Source organism: Paenibacillus sp. 276b (assembly GCF_900107875.1).
Taxonomy (GTDB): Bacteria; Bacillota; Bacilli; order Paenibacillales; family Paenibacillaceae; genus Paenibacillus; species Paenibacillus marchantiae.
On record NZ_FNRR01000011.1, the window covers coordinates 139,206 to 157,833 of the forward strand.

Consider the following 18,628-nt stretch of genomic DNA (forward strand, 5'->3'; position numbering starts at 1 on the left):
ATTCTGAACAAATTCTGAAAAAAGAGATAGGACCTCGTTAAATATAGAGCCATTGGTTCAATTTTTGATGGTTAATTTTGTCGTATCACAATAATTATTGTAGTTATTTGTCGAAATTTGCGCAATATGTTTATTTATTTTTTTCGCAAAGATGAAAGTGGGGCTTGGATGTTATCTGAAAACACAAAAATGACGAGCTCAATGTGCAATGTCATTAAGTTAAGTAACTTAGTGATATTGCCCCAAGGACTCGTCATTTCTGTTGCAGTCTTCTGCCATTATGATCAGCAAAAGGCATATATTCATTTCAAATTTAGTCGGAGATGTTGCGCGTATAATACTCAATAATATCCTTGCGACGGATAATACCGAGGAACACACGGTCCACATCCACCACAGGCACAAAGTTTTGATCTGCTGCCAGCGTCAGCATATCCTCCATTTCTGCCTTAATAAAGACACATTCATTATATACACGGTTGTCGATCTCATGCACTTGGACCTGATCCATCGTCTCAAATGTCAGTCCGGGAGTGCTCCGCATTTTCCATAACAAATCGCCTTCGGACAGGGTGGCAACATATTTTCCATCCTGGTCAATCACGGGAATGGCGGTATAATGCTGCAATTCAAGCTGCTCGATCGCATCTTTCATCGAAGCGGAAGACTTGATATAGGCCACGTCGGCTTTGGGGAGTAAAAAATAGCTGATTTCCATCATCGGGCTCCTTTACTGTAATCTCACTCTCCTTATTTAAACATATTATGTGAGCTTTCGGCTATTTTTAATGATAAATTCGTCAGATTTGTTCCATTGTTTAATTGAGGCTGGAAATCTATAGTGTATATTAGAGGTGATGTGATCATGAAATCGAAACGTAAAATTATTTATGGACTGCTTCCCATCTTATTTGCCGGTGGAATCGGAATGTACTTATACATGCAGAATAGCAAAACAGAGGAAGTAAAGCCTGAGGTAACCGTTAATCAGTACATAGAGCATCTGCAAAAGAAAGAATTTGATCAACTGTATACCCTGATGACGCCTGCTTCATTGACAGAGTCCGGCATGAACCGTGAACAATTTGTGGAAAAATACAATGCAATCTATTCGGGTATGGAGGTTTCTGCGATTAAAGCAGAATTGAAACCGAAAGTAAACGAAGAGACAACGGACGGCATGGGTAATGAAAATAAAAACCAAAATCAAAATCAAAATCCGGATGCCTACGAAGTGGACTACAGTCTGCAGTTAACGACCTTCCTCGGGGAAGTGGACGAGACGCATACACTGAAACTGGTGCGTGAAGACCTTGAGGAGGGTGGCAAAGTCTGGCGGATCAACTGGAAGCCATCCATGATTCTGACTGACATGGTCAAGGGAAGCAAAGTTCGGGTGAAAACCCTTTTCCCGGAACGAGGAGACATTGTTGATCGTGAAGGGCTGCCCCTCGCAACAAAGGGAAATATATATGAATGGGGAATCGTACCTGAGAAGCTGGGAGAAAATCCGGAGCCGATGATCGCCCGGATCGCGGAGCATTACAAAGTAACAGAAGCTATGATTAACACCGCGCTTGCACAGAAATGGGTGAAGCCGGAATATTTTGTCCCGATTGCTTCAACAGAGGACTCCCGGGTGCCTACAGCACTGGCTGGTGTGCAAGTTCAATCCAAGGAAATACGATATTATCCTCTTGGTGAGGCTGCTGCTCATTTAATCGGTTATGTGCGCAAGGCCACCAAGGAAGATTTGGAGAAAGATACGGAAGGATACTATCGTGCGGAAGATTGGATTGGCAAAGCCGGACTGGAGCAATCCTTAGAGAAACAGCTTCGCGGCGAACGAGGTGGCCTGATCGAGATCACTGATGAATCTGGAAACACTCGCTCTGAGCTTATTCGCAAGGATGCAGTGGATGGAGAGAATATTCAACTGACGATCAGCTCTGAGCAACAGCGCAAGTTGTATAAGACATTATCGAGTGGTGGTGACGCCGGAGCAATGGTGCTGATGAACCCAACGGATGGTAATCTGCTGGCACTGGCAAGTGCGCCTGCCTATAATCCGAACAAGATGGTTACGGGACTGACACAGGCAGAGTGGGATGCCTATTCAGCAGATGAAAAGCTTCCTTTTATCAATCGGTTTACGAACCGTTATGCACCAGGTTCAACCTTCAAAGCCATTACGGCAGCGGCAGGTTTGATGGAGAAGGTTACCACAGTGGACAAATCGCATGATATCTCTGGTCTGCAATGGCGCAAGGATGAGAGCTGGGGCGGTTACTATGTGAAACGTGTGAAAAGTGTATCCCCGGTGAACATGGTTGATGCGCTGGTCTACTCAGACAATATTTATTTTGCGAAGGAAGCTGTTGAGATGGGCAGCGCCAAGTTCATAGATGGCATTCAGAAGTTCGGTTTTGGAGACAACTTTGGACTGGATGAACTGTATTTGAAACCAAGTCAGTATGCAAACGAGGCACATCTCGATTTGTCATCCGAGGTGCTGCTCGCTGACACATCCTATGGACAGGGAGAAATGTTGATGTCGCCAATCCATCTGGCATCCTCCTTCACCCCTTTTATTAATGAAGGAAAAATGGTGAAGCCTGTACTGATAGAGGAAAAGGAAACCGCCGAACCGGAAGTTGTGATTACACCTGAAGTCGCAAATACGGTTAAGGATGCCTTGGGCGAGGTCGTGACCCGATCGGGAGGAACGGCTCATTCCTTGAACTCACTCCCTGAAGGACTGGCGGCTAAGACAGGGACTGCCGAGCTTAAGGCCAAGAAGGGGGAAAAAGGACAGGAGAACGGTTTTGTTGTGGTGTTTGATACCGAATCACCATCCTTCCTTATAGCCGCAGTCATTGAACAAGTGAACGGAAGAGGCGGCAGTCATTATGTTTTGGATAAATTAAAGCCTTTCCTGGAGAAAAAGGGAGTAACGCAGTAAATTGATTTGCGATTTACGATGTATCTTTAGTATTTGAAGAGCCCATCCACCATTCATGTTACTAAAATGGTGGATGGGCTTTATTTTGCCTTTATGTTATAAGATTTATTTCCGAGCTGTCAGCATAAAACGTGCCGAGTTCGTTCGAATCCCTTTATCGCAGCGATTTTGCTCAACAAACTGTTGGAAATGCTCTAAGTCGGATTCCTTCTCTCCAAAACCGGAAATGATCGGTGCATGGGTCAGTAGGAAAAGCAGATCATCAGGCGTGGCGTAATATTCTGTTGCATTATATTCGTGTGCCTCAATGTCACGAAAACCCGCTTCGCGAAGTTCACGTTTGTATCGTTCCATTAATGTGCCAGGCTGAACGCCCAGCGATTGTCCACGGTCAAAAGCCTTGCAGATATTACATTTATCATGTTCACTGACTTGTTGGGTAAGGAATACACCGCCATCAGCCAATACCCTGAATACTTCTGTAGCGCAGAAGTCGCAGTGTCTGGAGGAAACCACATTAAAGAATTGATCTGGAAATGTCAGTTGCTCTGCATTCATATGCACAAAACGGACATTCGACCTGGAACCAGATGCCTTAAGATTACGCTGGGCAGTCTCAATCATTCCCCGGGAAAGGTCGATTCCAACCAATAACAGTGCGGCATTCGAGATAGAAAGAACAGCTTCTCCACCACCTGTACCAATATCAAGCAATAGATCAGACGGTTCGGTGCAGCGTATAACTTCCTCGTAGAAATTCCATTCGATGCCTTCTGAAGTCACTTTCAGGGAGCTGAAGTCCCAGCCATTCAATTGCCCAATACGTTCGTAAAAAGTAGTATAGTCCATCTTTTTCTTCATTTATATGATTCCTCCAATGTGAGTTCTTGATTCTAGACAGATGTTGTACCAAATCGTTACGATTAGATGCCGAACAGGCTCAAAAGGGCAGACGTACCCCATGTTAGCTGGTACGCGTTTTGACCCAGCCCGACGACTAATTACTTCGAACGATTCGGAATAACATCCGTGTCACCTCACAGTTTGGAATATCGTTATTATAATGAATTGACAGCGTATACGCGAGATGTTAATTTGAAGTGAAATCCATTCTATTAGATTGAGGTGATCGATGGTGGCTGTTCGCGCTAAGCAGATTTTTGTTAATTTGCCCGTTAAGGATTTGAAGAGGTCCGTTGATTTTTTTACCAAAGTAGGGTTTGAGTTCAATGTGAATTTTACAGACGAGTCTGCGACTTGCATGATCATTGGAGACAACATCTATGCGATGCTGCTGGTGGAGGATCGTTTTCAATCTTTTATTTCCAAAAAAATATCCAACGCGGCGGACACGGCGGAAGTCATCGTAGCCTTGTCGGTGGAGAGTCGTGAACAAGTCGATCTGATTGTACAAGCTGCCCTGGATGCTGGCGGCAAGCCGTATAATGATCCTCAAGATCATGGGTTTATGTATGGGTGGAGTTTTCAGGACCCGGATGATCATCTATGGGAAGTTTCCTATATGGATCTAAGTAGCTTTCCTACGCAAGAATAGAATACATTTGTCAGTGCCTTCCTATTAACAGGGAGGCACTTTTTGCGTTCATATATCCCAATAACATATGGTGTAATTTACCTTTTTACTATATGATAAGTGTCGATTCATGTATAAATAGCATAGTATACATACGTTCTTTTTGATGGAGGGATCAGGGTGTATTGTCACGTATGTGGGACCAAAAGCAATCCAGGGGACAGCACATGTAGAAAGTGTAGAACGAAATTAAAAGATTCAAGCTCTACAGATGAACAGATTTGGGCAGAAACAGCAGTTGGTCTGGAAAGTGGAACGGGCAAAGCATTAGATCAGTTATCCAGACAGCATCAGTCTGCACTGAAGCAGAGCAACACGGCACAAGGCCGAGCATTTAGCTGGATTATTCCACTGCTTCTGGCAGCGGTGATGGGGGCCTTGTTGACTTATTATTACAAGCAGGAGATGGGCATCAATGCGGAGGTAAAAACACTGCATCAACAGGCGGAGCAGGCGGGCTTGGACGGAAAATATCAAGAGGCGCTTCAACTTCTGGACTCGGCTCTTGCAAAACGGCCAAATGTTGATGGACTTGTGCAGGATCGCCAAATTACAGCCAAAGCCTTCAATCTAATGAATCAGCTGAACGAAGCTGCGACAAGTTTGAAAACGGGAAAACTTGCTGCAGGTGACAAGACACTTCAGGCTGTAGCAAAAGTGTTGAAAGAGCGAGAAGAACCGGTATTTGCCAAGGTACGTACGACTCTAAACAACAACAAGGTGACACTGGCTGTCCTGAAGGTAAAGAAAGAAATCGATAGTTTGACAACCGTACAGGCACTTGCTGAGAAATTGGACACGGTATCGAAATTGAAAGGCAAGGAAGCAGAGGCGGTTCAGAAACAAATCATCGACAAGCTGGCTGGCCTTAGCTATAAGCAAGCTGAACAGCAAGTGAAGAAAAAGGATTTTACGGCTGCATTGCAAACCGTTGATTTGGGACTGTCCTACGCGCCCGAGGATGACAAATTGACAGCATATCGCGAACGGGTGCTGAGTGAGAAGAAGGCTTTTGAAAAAGCAGAAGCCGAACGAATTCAACTTGCTGAGCAACAAGCGGCAGAAGAAGACCTGAAAAACCGCACAGCAGCGGTGAGTATTGTAGACGTAGAAGCGACGCTTGATATGTATGGCGATCTGTATATAAGCGGCTCAATCGTGAATAATGCCACTCGTCCTATCTCTTCCGTGACGGTTATGCTGGACATCTACAGCTCAGACGGGGCATATCTCGGTCAAACCTATGCGGATGTGTATCCAAGCTGGCTTGATGTAGGGGATCAGGGATTTTTTGAAACGTATTATTACGGTGTGTACGAGGAAGCTGAAGTTTCTGTAGTGAACGCAACGTGGTATCTGGAATAGGAGGACAGGTTGGAATGGCCAAACGAACATGGAGTACGATTATATCCAGTGCAATTATTATTGGAGCGGGAGCAGGAGGGGTGTTCTGGATTCATCAGTATTCAGCAGATCAACTGCAGGATGGACCAAGACTGGCTGTTGTCACTACGAAGGAAACGGCAACCACAGCGTCTAAACCGTCCTCCCAGACAGCCGTGAAGAAAACACGTAAACAGATTATTGAAGAGAGTCAGAAGAAAGTGGTTACAATTGAGAGCAGCAGCGGACTGGGTTCCGGTTTTCTCTACAATGATCAGGGGGATGTGGTAACTAATGCTCACGTGGTGGAGGGGTCGAAAGAAGTAACGATTCGAACCCTGAATCATGAGGAGTATAAGGGAACCGTTATCGGGATTGGAGAAGAGACGGATGTTGCTGTCGTCAGGGTGCCTGATCTGAAAAAAGTTAAACCGTTACCTATCGCCAAATCCAAAGCGGAGACGGGTGATGAGATTCTCGCTCTGGGTAGTCCGCTGGGTCTGGAGAACACCGTAACTACAGGCATTATCAGCGGAGTTGGCCGCAGCTTCGAAATTGCCCCGTATATCTATAGTAATCTGTATCAAATCTCGGCGCCTATTACACACGGCAACAGCGGTGGCCCACTGATCAGTGCAGAAACCGGTGAAGTATTGGGCATTAATTCAGCCGTTGTGGAGCAGGAAGGTGGAATTGGGTTCAGCATTCCGATCACCAGTGTATTGAAGCAGGTCCAGGCCTGGTCTGAGAAACCATCATCGTCTAAAACGGCGGTTCAGACGAGTGGCAGTCAGGGATCGGGAGCAGACTCAGCTTCTTTGGAAGCGGAGGGTCTGGTGACCGAATTTTATATGAACCTGAATCTGAATGACTATGTTACCGCATATGCCTTGCTTGGCAGTGAGTGGCAGAGCGGTATAAGTTATGCCAAGTTCCGTGAAGGTTACATCAACACCAGTTATGTTACCATTGCCGAAGTTTCGTCCTCAGACAAGTCAAATGATGAAATAGAGGTCACTGCGGTTATTACAGCGGATGAACGAAAAGACAGTGAATTGGTCACCACGAAATATAAAGTTACGTATCAAGTCGGTTATGAAAATGGACAACTGAAAATACTTCATGGTCAAGGAAAAAAAGTGAAATAAAAGTTATGTAGGGAGAATGGGCACCAAGCCGATTCTCCTTTTTGATTGCTTAAGTGTGATGGTTCTGTTAAAATACAGAACGAACGTTCAGTATGCAAGAGGCGGAGTGAAATGGATGAGTATGAATAAAAAGCAAATTCAAACCGAGCAGACCAAGAAGAAACTTGCGGATGCCTCAAGAGCTCTTTTTGTGCAAAAAGGGTATAAAGCAACTTCCATTGAAGATATTGTGGCTGCGACAGGCAGCAGCAAAGGCAATATCTATTACCATTTTAAAAGTAAGGAAGGCCTCTTTCTGTATCTGATTGATGAGTGGGATCGGGAATGGGAAGAGAATTGGGCGGCCAAGGAGCATCTGTATCATACTTCTACGGAGAAGATCTACGGCTTGGCAGAACAATTAATCCTCGACGATATGAATCACCCGCTAACCAAGGCGGCAGATGAGTTTTTTACCGGGGAAAAGAAAGAAAATGATATTGAAGAACGAATATCTTTGATGTTTGAGCGGCATATTCAATTTAACAAACAATTGGTGGAACAGGGGATAGAGAGCGGAGAGTTCAAGGCAGACAACGCAGACAATCTTGCGCTCATTCTGGAAAGCACCATTATTGGACTTAGTCAGCTGTCGCGCGGAATGGAGCCAGAACAGGCTCTTGCCTTATACCGCCAAGCGGCTAGCGTATTCTTATATGGAATAGCAAAAGATAAAGCTTAAGGCAACATTTTGACAACTACGGAGGATGGAATCATGGCATTACTTACACGGAACAGGGGCGCATTGCTGCTGTTAATGTTTAATATTTTTCTCGTTTTTACAGGTATAGGTCTTGTTGTACCTATTATGCCTGCGTACATGGATCTACTGCATATCACCGGGTTCACGGTTGGTTTGCTGGTAGCAGCATTCTCCTTCACGCAGTTTCTGTTTTCTCCAGTTGCGGGCCGTTGGTCTGACATCTTGGGACGTAAAAAAATTATTGTTGGCGGCATGTTAATCTTTGCTGTATCGGAGTTTATGTTTGGTGCTGTGAATGCACCATCGCTGCTCTTCGCGGCCCGGATGCTTGGCGGAATCGGTGCAGCAATGATCTTCCCGGCAGTTATGGCGTATACCGCAGATATTACGACAGATGAAGAACGCGGTAGAGGCATGGGATTAATCAATGCGGCAATTACTACAGGATTTATTATTGGTCCGGGGATCGGCGGATATATCGCGGACTTTGGCATTCGGATTCCTTTCTATGCCGCAGGTATTGCAGGTTTGCTGGCATCCATCATTACATTGATTATTTTGCCGGAATCGACCAGAATTACCGGAGAGCAAACCAAACCTGTTGCGGGTGCATCGAAGGTCAAAAGCCCGGGCATGGTTTCCCAGTTGCTGCATTCGTACCGGGAGCCTTACTTTTTCAGTTTGATTATCGTATTTGTCATGGCGTTTGGTCTGGCTAACTATGAGACGGTATTTTCACTGTTTGTGGATCACAAATTTGGCTTCACCACCAAGGATATTGCATTCATTATTACGTTTGGTTCCATTGCGGGAGCTGTGGTGCAGGTCTCCATGATTGGCTGGCTGTTAAACCGGTTTGGTGAGAAAAAAGTCATTTCGGTCTGCTTGCTTTTTGTAGCCGTATTTGTACTGTTGACCTTGTTTGTGAACACCTACTGGATGATTCTTGTCGTAACGTTTATCGTCTTCCTTGGTATGGATATATTGCGTCCGGCAATCAGTACGCAGATGTCCAAACTGGCGGAAGAACAGCAAGGCTTTGTGGCCGGATTGAACTCAGCCTACACAAGTTTGGGGAATATCGCAGGTCCAATTGTAGCGGGAGCACTGTTTGATGTGAATATCAACTATCCTTACGTTTCAGCAGCTGTTGTTCTGGCAATCTGTTTCCTGTTATCTCTGCGGGTATTAAGAGGAGTTAACTCCACAGGCAACGCCAAAGCAGAAATGTAATCCTGATTTGAATATGAATGAGTGAGTGAACCAAAACAAAAAGCCAGTCGGCTACACATGAACGATGTGTAAACGACTGGCTTTTTATTTTACAGTATTAACGCACTTCTCCATTGGTTTCAATCAGTTTTTGATACCAGTGGAAGCTCTGTTTGCGGATACGTCTTAATTCCTTGATATCGAATTCTTCCCGATCCACGTAGATGAATCCATAACGTTTGCTTGATCCCTGATGTGTGCTGACCAGATCAATCGCAGACCAAGGGCAGAAGCCGAATACATCTACACCGTCTGTAATAGCCAGTTGAATCTGTTCGATATGTTTATTGAAAAACTCGATGCGGTAAGGGTCGTTGATCACGTCGCCTTCCTCTAGTTTATCAAATGCACCCAGACCATTCTCGGTAACGATCAATGGCAGATGATAACGGGAGTAGATCTGGCGCAGCGTTGAGCGGAAACCAACGGGATCAATTTCCCAACCAAATTCAGTCTTTTGCAGATTTGGATTTACAGATCCTCTGTAAGCTCCTGGCTCCCCGACGATTTCATGCTGGTCTCCTGTATGGGAGAAGTCATTGCCATCATTCAGGCTTTCACCAACGGTCTGTGATGTATAGTAGTTAAAAGCGATAAAATCAGGGTTTCCTTGAGCCAGGATGTCCATGTCTCCATCTTCAATGACAGGGGTATATCCTTTTTCTTCGAGATAACTCCAGGCAATATGATTGTAGCGTCCATATACCGCCATATCGAGATAGAGCCAGTTGCGAATGGCAGCATAGTTATCAGCAGCGAGCGTATCTTCCGGTTTGGAGCTCGCGGGATAGATAACACCGATATTGGGAGCTGGGCCGATTTTGGCTTCAGGCAGCATCTCATGACACAGAACCATGGCTTTGGCTTGAGCGACCAGCATGTGGTGATTTTGCTGATACAGAGTTTTTTGTGGATCAACAAGTGTTGTATCCAGGGTACCCAGAGAGCCGGGGTGAAGGATTAGCATATTTTGTTCATTGATGGTCAGCCAATATTTGACCCGGTCACCGTAGTTTTCATAAAGTGTTTTGGCATATTGTTCAAAGGCATCTATCGTTGCACGGTTGGACCAGCCCCCTTTTTCTTCAAGCGCATAAGGAAGATCAAAGTGATACATGGTCACAATGGGCTCAATACCGTATTTAATCAACTCATCAATCAAGGAATCATAAAATGCCAGTCCCTTTGGATTTACTTCACCTGCTCCTTGCGGATAGATGCGAGTCCAGGCGATGGAGAAACGGTAGGCTTTGAAGCCCATTTCGGCCATCAGGGCCACATCTTCTTTGTACATATGATAGTGATCACTGGTTACCTTGAAGTCGGTTACGCCTTCCACATGATTGCCCATGTCGATGACAGAAGGGCCTTTGCCATCTTCATCCCAGGCTCCCTCAATTTGATAGGCGGAGGTTGATCCTCCCCAGAAGAAATCTTTAGGAAATGGTTTAAGTTGAGTATGCTTCATTGTTAGTTCCTCCTAAATTGAATACATATGATATAAGTTGAGTTAGACAAGAGTTAGACAACCAAAGTCAGCAGGACATCGTTTTTCTGTACATGCTCTTGAGTCGTTTCGAATACATCCACTTCCTGCTGCGTGAGAGTAACAATGACAGGAGTCACGGTTTCGTATCCAGCCTCTTTAATTTTATCGATTTCAAAATGGATCAATAGATCGCCTTGTCTTACGATATCGCCTTCCTGAACGACAGGATTAAAATGTTTCCCCTTCAGCGCCACCGTGTTAATACCAATATGAATCAAAATCTCGGTACCTGCGTTGGTCGTTAATCCAATGGCATGTCCAGTTGGGAAGAGGGAAGTTACAACGCCATCCACGGGAGAGACGACTTCACCAATCTCAGGAACAATTGCCAATCCTTTGCCCATGGCACCTGTTGAGAAAGCAGGATCGTTAATGGTGCTTAAGGCTACAGCTTTACCTGTAAGAGGACTATAAATTTGTTCTTTTTTGATTTCAGTTGTTTTTGCCTCAGGTACGACAGGAAGTTCTTCCGGTGTACTTTCAGTCAATGTATTGGAAACAGATTCATTTTTTTCGGAAGAAGCTGTGTCTTTAGTTTTGCTTTCATATCCGAACATCACGGTCAATATCGCTGCTACAGCAAAGGAGCAGGCAATCGCAATCACGTAGACAACCGTTGGTGTATAGACAGGAATGGCAAATATATTGTGGAACACATAAGCAGTCATTTTAACGCCAAAGTGACCATTAATGGCACCGCCGATCGCACCTGCAATGACAACGATAGGAATCACTCGTTTATAACGCAAGATCAGACCGTATACGATCGGTTCAGTGACACCTGCAAGTAAACCGGTAAGGCTGGTGGAACCTGCAAGGGTTCTCAGAGTTTTGTTCTTTTTGGCTTTCAGGAAAATACCAAATGCTACACCGATTTGTGCAAACACAGCTGCAGCTGCCATGGCTTCAATCGGATCGCCGCCAACCCCGATATTCTGAATCGTGATTGGTGTGAAACCCCAGTGGAGCCCGAAGACAACCATGAAGGTCATGAATCCACCCAGTACAACTCCTGACAAAATACCGCTGACACCAATAAGCCAAGTTACGCCGGAGGAGATCCAGTCACCTACCGTGGTGCCGAATGGTCCGAAGGCCATTGCGGACAAAGGAACCATAATCATCAGAGCAATCATCGGTACCAGGAACAATTGCAGATCTTTCAAAATGATTTTCTTCAGTAGTTTGTCGAGTACAGCGTAGATGCTGATCGATATGAAGATCGGGAACACGCTGGCTGAATAATTCATCATGACAACGGGTATGCCGAGGAACGATACATCCGAGCCTTTATCCATCAGTCCGGTAAAGTTCGGCTCCATCAGAGCGGCACCAATTACACCGGCTACATAAGGATTGGCTTTCAGTTTCATACCAAGTGTGATACCGAGGAAGATAGGCAAGAAATAAAAGACTGCGTTCCCGGCAGCAGATAGAATCAGGTACGTGTCACTTGTATCAGACATCCATCCAAGCATAGTCAGGACAGTCAACAAAGCTTTTAACATACCTGATCCTGCCATGGCCGGGATTAAAGGTGAGAAACTTCCGGATATAATTTCAAAAACTTTGGATAAAACCGATGTTTTTTCTCCTGTGGACTCAGCAGATGAGGAAGAATCCCCTCCAAAATCTCTGTTCTTCATGATCTCTGCATATACATGAGCCACATTGCTGCCAATGACGACCTGGAACTGTCCGCCGCTTTCGACAACGGTAATGATACCATCGTGTTTCTCGAGCGTTTCGCGTTCAGCCTTTTTCGAATCCTTCAGATCGAATCTCAGCCGGGTTGCACAGTGGACAAGACCATTGATATTGGCTTCTCCGCCGACGAGACGAACGATGTCATCCCCCATTTTTTTATGATCCATGTTCATTCTCCTTTGTTGTTAAGATTGCCTGAAAACAAAAAAATACCTAAACGAATGGCTATGATCATCGGAAAGATGACCCGTTGCCAATCATTTAGGTATCGCCTGCTTTACCAGTAACAATCCTTGTCGTTAAGTTGTGAGACCTACTATAAATGACGCCGAAATCGTTTGCAAGCTTTTTTTATTCAGCGTCCAGCATTTCGTTACGGGAAGTGACACGGTGAATATGGATCGTCAAGTACACTTTTTCATCAATGGACATGGCGCTTTCAAACTTCTCTTCAAGGTATTGATTAATCAGTTGTGTACACTGAAAAGCCTTGGCATATTTGTCTTTAACCTGCTCATACAGGAAGTTATCACCCGATGCAAATTGCTCCTGTTCATTACTCAGCATTCTCTGCACAAAGTATTGCAGATGGGTAATAAACCGGGAATAATTAAATGAATTTTCATCCAGGGCGATGTGGTAATGATTGGTGACAATGTTGAAAATATCATCAATAACCTCGGTAATTTCAACCGTTTGTTTCATACCCTGACCATCTTGGCGAGCGTTGACAAAATGCATGGCAATAAAGCTGGCCTCATGCTCATCCATTTGGATGCCGAATTGTTCCTGAATCAGATCTACTGCATTCATGCCAATCCCAAATTCCTTTTTGTAAAACTTCTTGATTTGCCACAAAAGGGAATTCTTCAGTCCGACGGATTTGCGGTACCTTGTAATGGCGAATTGAATATGATCAATTAACGATATATAGATATTATCACTAAAAATATCGCCCATTTCCTTTTTGGCGTAGCCTACAATTTCGTCAGCTAATTTTAAATATTCAACCGATGTTTCACCGATCAGGTCAATCAATTTTTGCGGTATTTTATCCGATTTCAGCACAAAGGTTTTCTCGATTTTATCCTCATCCACGGGCTGCCCATTCTTCTTCTTGAAGCCCAGACCGTTGCCGATGACAACAAACTCTTGGCCTACCTGATTCTCGGCGCGAATGACGTTGTTGTTGAAAATCTGTCGGATGATCATGTATGTGTTCACCTCAATAGCTCGTAATAATAACAAAAAACCCAAACAAAGGCTTATTAGACAGCCTTTTGTTTGGGTATCGCCTGCTTACCAGTAACAATCCCGAAGAAGACACAGCTTCCTCTTTCAATTATGTCCACTATACCGCTTTCATAACAGAATAACAATACAATGATTTATGGAAATGAACGTAAAGACGTCAATTTTTGTTATAATAAGAAAGCTGGAAGTGAAGAAGATGGGCTGGGTTGCATAATAAGTTACCGAGGACGGTCATTTTTAAGCATATACAGGATTATTGGAGTGATAACATGAGCAAAGCAAAAGGAAAAGGCGGTACCGGCCGTGGTACTGGCAAAAAAGGCTGGAACCGTTGGCAAGCCGCCGCTAACCGGGCGAAAAGTGCCCCGAAGCCTTATAAAAGTAAAGGCACAAAGAATAAAACCGATGCCGAAACGCCAAGTGACAAGTCCCAGTAAGTGGGCACGAGATAAGTTGGAGAAGAGATCTGACCTGAAACAGGGCAGCTCTCTTTTTTTTGGCTTGATGCGTTAAAAAAATTATGCTTAACAGAGCCTAATAAGTGATATCCAAATTGCCGATATAAATGGTAAATTACCCCTGTGTGGTGTCGATATACTACCTAGAACAAAGGAGATTTGTCATTGTCCAATAAAAGAATGATACACACAATTAATTTGTTTATGGTTGGTGTTACGCTTACTGCGTGCAGCTCTTCGTCAGGTGTTCCCAATACTCCTGCGGTCTCCAAATTTATTTCTTCGAAAAAAACGGTTAATGAAATACCTGTAACAATATTCTCTAAGAACAAGGAAGTGGAAATAACCCTCTCTTCGGATTGGAAGGTTTCAACAGAACTTATTAATCCATCACTATTGAAGTTATCGCCAGTGGATCGAACAAAGTCCATCCGAATCGACCGAGTGAACCGGGCAGACTACTTATCGGATACGTCATTGACCGATTACATGGCAATCCACAAGAAAAATATTGAATCCAAACAAGGCCCAAAGAGAAAGAAAGATGAGATCATCAGAACCAGCAATCTAACTATTGATAAAAAGGAGGCTTACGTAAAAGAAGGAAGAACCAGTTATGAGAGGAATCAATTCGGGTACATTACAGCATACCTAGAAAGTAACTACCATTTTTATATCATTACATATACATCGATGTATGAATTTACGTTAGCAGACCGGGAATTTTTCGAAAAAATGTCTCAACAATTTCGGATATTGAATGATGAACCATCAGACCTTGTCCTTTCATCGACCGATCTTACATCGCATCAGGGAAAATATTCTCAATTCCAGATCCGTACTCCATCTAATTGGGAAGTTCAAGATTTTGAATTACGGGGTTCAGATCTGGATATCTCTCTGCAGGCAAACAATGATTACATGTCGATATATCTCGAACCAAAGGAAGAATCTGATTCCGATCTAACGTTAGAGGAGTATGGACGTTATGTCGCTGAAATGTATGCTGATCCAGAGAACTCCATTCTCGTTCCAGAACGCACGTCTGTTGAAATCAATGGTTTGAAGGGGATTCAGATGGAAGGGTACCAAGTAGTAAATAAACGTAAGATTGTCCAGCTACACACCATTTTAGAAGCACAGGATCATTTTGTAGAGATCGTGTTCTATACGGGTGAGGGTCGATATGATCGGGTAAAGAAAGAGTATCAGAGATATACAAGTACCTACAAGGAAAATAAAAGGTGAAGTTATAAAGGTATAAGAGATCTGCCCACCCGATATCTGGATAAGATCTCTTAAATCTGTAATACAGTCTATTATATAGCAGCTTGAATGAAAGAAGATGGCTCCGAAACTTCAAGTGACAAGTCCGTTTAAATGGGCACGAGATAGAGTAGAGAAGGGAACTGACCTGAATACAGGGATGGTCTCTTTTTTATTTCATCGCAAGCGCATCATATTAAACGAATAACAAAAAACCAAGACGCAGGAATTACCCTCAAGCATCTCGGTTTTTTTGTTATTAACGTTCTTATGGTTTACTTGGTATTCAGCTCTAGTTGGCCCTTACTTTAAAGAAAGAGATCAGTTCTTGCAATTGGCCCGATACAGCCGAAAGTTCATCAGAGGCAGCAACAATGGAGGCCATGGATGATTCCTGTTCGGCAATGGATTGCTCAATCTGTTTGCTGCTATGTGCTGCTTTGCTGACGCTCGCAGACAACTCATCCGCAGTAGCGGACATTTCCTGTGTGCTGGCGGATATTTCTTCGGTAGAACTGGAGATATCCTGAATTTGGTTAGCGACTTTGTTCGTAGCTGTCAAAATATCTTCAAAAAATTGCCCCGTCTCCATAGTGACCTGAGATCCCTTCACCACTTCTTGGGAGCCAAGCTGCATAGCTTCGGCAGATTGAAGGATATCGCGCTGAATGCCGTCAATTAAGGTACGGATTTGTTTGGCAGAATCCTGGGACTGTTCAGCGAGCTTGCGGACTTCTCCTGCGACAACCGCAAACCCTTTTCCTTCCTCACCTACACGAGCCGCCTCAATGGAAGCATTCAGGGCGAGCAAATTAGTCTGATCTGCAATTTGCGTAATCATATTTACGATGCTGCTAATTTCGTTGGAGCGGCTTTCCAGAGACTGTATCGATTCCGACGTGTGCTTCACCGCACCAGAGATCAGTCTCATCTGCTCAACCACTTGTTGCATAATCTCATGACCTGTATTGGAACGTTGTTCCATGCTTAATGCCTCATCCGCTACATCTGCAGAACTGCTGGCAATCGTCTGCACAACGGTAGACATTTCTGTCATTGCTCGGGCACTTTCCACGCTCGCCTGATCCTGGGAGCGAAGGCCGTGAGAGATGTCCCGAATATTGCTGCTGATCATCTGGATATTATCGTTATTTTTCTCGGAAATATCTAATAATTTCTTGGATGAGTCAGAGAGATGATAAGATGTCGTTTGGACTTTGAACATCGTGTCATTGAATCGCTGAATCATCGTATTGAATTTTTCATTGATAATTCCCAGATCATCCCGTCCGGTTTGGATGGTTACATCCAGATTGCCTGCGCTTGCAGTCTCAATACCCTTCATAAGGTCACGGATTGGCTTAAGTGTTTTCTTTAATAGAATAAACTGCAGTACCATAAACAGGACCAGGAAACCGATAAGGAAAATACTACTGTATGTAATCAGCTTATGAAGTCCTTTTGGAACTGCGTTTGCATCAACGTCGAAGTAAAGTGCGGCGTACATTTTTCCTTCGGCATTTTTGATAGGGTACATAATCGTAGTCCAAGTACCGTATTCGTCCGTATAAAAGCTGCTTAATGCAGGTTCCTCGTCGTTTTTCATACCTTCAAGAGCTATAACATTTTTCTGTGGTAATGGATACATTGAACCTGCTGCCATATTGCTTTCTTCAAAAGGCCCCAACAAATTAGTAGGAATCGCGATGATGGACGTCTGATTTCCTTCCTTCAGTTCAGTGCCGAAGATATAGGCTTGTGCAATATTGGGATATAGCTCGTGGATGGAATCCAGGTATTCTCTTAATTCTTTCTGAACAGGTCCAGAATAACTTTTCTCTTTTACTGCTTCAATTACTTTGTCTGTATCCAGATCATCAAACCATTTCTGTGTTGTAACTTCAGCCTGCTCGTACAATTGTTGACTCAGAATATTCTTTTGCAGTTGATATCCCGCAGTAATGAGGATAACCCCAATCAACATAATACTGCCGAATGAAATAACGAGATTTTTAGCAAAGAAGGGAAGAGTACTCCACCTTATCTTATTTAACAACATAGTTCACTCCTTTTTCTAATTATGACCATCTGGATGCGTGTTCGCTCTACGTATGGTGCTTCGTATCCATGTGATATATCGTAATAGGGTTAGACTAATGTTAGTTTTTGAATGAAAATGATGCTTTAGTACCAAGGTTTTCAGAATTTTCCTCATTTCTTTCATTATTGTGTTCATTATTAAAAAATGCGCAAATTTATAACGGCAATTTCTTTGAAGATTGGGGAAATTAAATGCCAAAAGGAATAAGGACCCTTCATTTTAAAAAGTGAATTGTGCCTAACTTGTATATACATAAAGGGGTGAGGGATTTATGTTGAAATAAAGATATGCGCATATACGAAATACATTAATACGCAAAAATGACTCTAAACGAGACTTGGCGAATACGAAAAGATCAATGAACGATATCCTATTACTGTAATGAAAGACAACAGTATATAGATGAAGCTAACTTAATAAGTAGTGACATTAATGAAGAAAAGTTTTCATGGCCCTACAAGACAAACTGTTCATTAGAGTATTAACGTTGGAATTACAGCCAGTATAGGCTATCCCATAGAACGCATAGAGTGGTTCCGTAGATTCCGTTAACTTAACAACCGCTGGAGACATTTATAATAGGAAAGTAGATCAACTAAATATATTGAAATAAAATTAATTTATAATATGGGTTGTAATTAGTATTAGAACATGATATATTATTAATCCGGCCAAGAAAACACGAGAAACACGGTGCGGCAAGCGAATGAAATAAGCTTCGAAAGAAACTTAAAAAAAGAGCTTGCAAAGTTGGTTCGGACGTGATATTATATAAGAGTTGCTGAAGAAAACAACGACGGCAACGAAAACGAGTTTGATCTTTGAAAACTGAACAACGAGTGAGTAACGATCTTGCTTGCAAGATCGACGCTGAGAAATCGGTACGAGTCTTCGGACTGTATGATTTCAAAGCGAAACAATGAGATTTTTAATCTCGTCAGTTTCAAAATGAGCTTATCGCTCTTTTCAAATACTTGAGATGATTTTCATAGCGTTTAACCACGCTACTGAAATTCATCTTTATTGGAGAGTTTGATCCTGGCTCAGGACGAACGCTGGCGGCATGCCTAATACATGCAAGTCGAGCGGACTTGAAGAGAAGCTTGCTTCTCGGATAGTTAGCGGCGGACGGGTGAGTAACACGTAGGCAACCTGCCCTCAAGTTTGGGACAACTACCGGAAACGGTAGCTA

General features: G+C 43.5%; 14 protein-coding genes and 1 rRNA gene. 9 read left to right on the forward strand and 6 right to left on the reverse strand.

Features of this window, described 5'->3' with window-relative positions:
• Positions 1–313 precede the first annotated feature (313 nt).
• Positions 314–718: a CBS domain-containing protein gene (locus BLV50_RS30755; protein WP_063567168.1), complete on the reverse strand. Its 405-nt coding sequence runs from the start codon at positions 716–718 to the stop codon at positions 314–316.
• Positions 719–865: 147 nt separating this feature from the next.
• On the opposite strand from BLV50_RS30755, the gene BLV50_RS30760 reads away from it, so the two are divergent.
• Positions 866–2,962 (forward strand): penicillin-binding protein PBP4(5), encoded by a 2,097-nt coding sequence (locus tag BLV50_RS30760; RefSeq protein WP_090811859.1) that lies wholly within the window; start codon positions 866–868, stop codon positions 2,960–2,962.
• A 105-nt stretch (positions 2,963–3,067) separates the two neighbouring features.
• Here the strand turns inward: BLV50_RS30760 and BLV50_RS30765 are convergent, their stop codons facing one another.
• Complete coding sequence (locus tag BLV50_RS30765; protein ID WP_079697245.1) at positions 3,068–3,823, reverse strand: class I SAM-dependent methyltransferase; 756 nt, start codon at positions 3,821–3,823, stop codon at positions 3,068–3,070.
• A 274-nt stretch (positions 3,824–4,097) separates the two neighbouring features.
• Between BLV50_RS30765 and BLV50_RS30770 the strand changes: the two genes are divergently transcribed.
• From BLV50_RS30770 to BLV50_RS30790, 5 genes are all read left to right on the forward strand, one after another.
• Positions 4,098–4,517: a VOC family protein gene (locus BLV50_RS30770; RefSeq protein WP_063567181.1), complete on the forward strand. Its 420-nt coding sequence runs from the start codon at positions 4,098–4,100 to the stop codon at positions 4,515–4,517.
• A gap of 159 nt (positions 4,518–4,676) precedes the next feature.
• A complete protein-coding gene (locus tag BLV50_RS30775; RefSeq protein ID WP_079697246.1) occupies positions 4,677–5,921 on the forward strand; it encodes an FxLYD domain-containing protein in 1,245 nt (414 codons plus the stop codon).
• A 14-nt stretch (positions 5,922–5,935) separates the two neighbouring features.
• Positions 5,936–7,087, forward strand: coding sequence for a S1C family serine protease (locus BLV50_RS30780; protein WP_063567172.1), 1,152 nt, complete (start codon positions 5,936–5,938; stop codon positions 7,085–7,087).
• 121 nt (positions 7,088–7,208) lie between these two features.
• Complete coding sequence (locus tag BLV50_RS30785) at positions 7,209–7,808, forward strand: TetR/AcrR family transcriptional regulator (RefSeq protein ID WP_063567182.1); 600 nt, start codon at positions 7,209–7,211, stop codon at positions 7,806–7,808.
• Positions 7,809–7,841: 33 nt separating this feature from the next.
• The gene (locus tag BLV50_RS30790) at positions 7,842–9,062 is read left to right on the forward strand and encodes an MFS transporter (RefSeq protein WP_079697247.1); all 1,221 of its coding nucleotides are present in this window, start codon (positions 7,842–7,844) and stop codon (positions 9,060–9,062) included.
• 97 nt (positions 9,063–9,159) lie between these two features.
• On the opposite strand, the gene BLV50_RS30795 is transcribed toward BLV50_RS30790, so the two are convergent.
• From BLV50_RS30795 to licT, 3 genes are all read right to left on the reverse strand, one after another.
• Positions 9,160–10,569: a glycoside hydrolase family 1 protein gene (locus tag BLV50_RS30795; protein ID WP_072735891.1), complete on the reverse strand. Its 1,410-nt coding sequence runs from the start codon at positions 10,567–10,569 to the stop codon at positions 9,160–9,162.
• 53 nt (positions 10,570–10,622) lie between these two features.
• Positions 10,623–12,524, reverse strand: a complete 1,902-nt coding sequence (locus BLV50_RS30800; protein ID WP_090811861.1) for a beta-glucoside-specific PTS transporter subunit IIABC — start codon at positions 12,522–12,524, stop codon at positions 10,623–10,625.
• Positions 12,525–12,708: 184 nt separating this feature from the next.
• A complete protein-coding gene (gene licT, locus BLV50_RS30805; protein ID WP_063568380.1) occupies positions 12,709–13,569 on the reverse strand; it encodes a BglG family transcription antiterminator LicT in 861 nt (286 codons plus the stop codon).
• 311 nt (positions 13,570–13,880) lie between these two features.
• Here licT and BLV50_RS30810 point away from each other — a divergent pair, with 311 nt between their 5' ends.
• A complete protein-coding gene (locus BLV50_RS30810) occupies positions 13,881–14,048 on the forward strand; it encodes a DUF3934 family protein (protein ID WP_064506465.1) in 168 nt (55 codons plus the stop codon).
• A 186-nt stretch (positions 14,049–14,234) separates the two neighbouring features.
• Positions 14,235–15,317 (forward strand): hypothetical protein, encoded by a 1,083-nt coding sequence (locus BLV50_RS30815; RefSeq protein ID WP_090811863.1) that lies wholly within the window; start codon positions 14,235–14,237, stop codon positions 15,315–15,317.
• Positions 15,318–15,627: 310 nt separating this feature from the next.
• Here the strand turns inward: BLV50_RS30815 and BLV50_RS30820 are convergent, their stop codons facing one another.
• The gene (locus BLV50_RS30820) at positions 15,628–17,319 is read right to left on the reverse strand and encodes a methyl-accepting chemotaxis protein (RefSeq protein ID WP_256338087.1); all 1,692 of its coding nucleotides are present in this window, start codon (positions 17,317–17,319) and stop codon (positions 15,628–15,630) included.
• 1,137 nt (positions 17,320–18,456) lie between these two features.
• Here BLV50_RS30820 and BLV50_RS30825 point away from each other — a divergent pair.
• Positions 18,457–18,628 (forward strand): 16S ribosomal RNA (locus BLV50_RS30825); the annotation flags it as partial.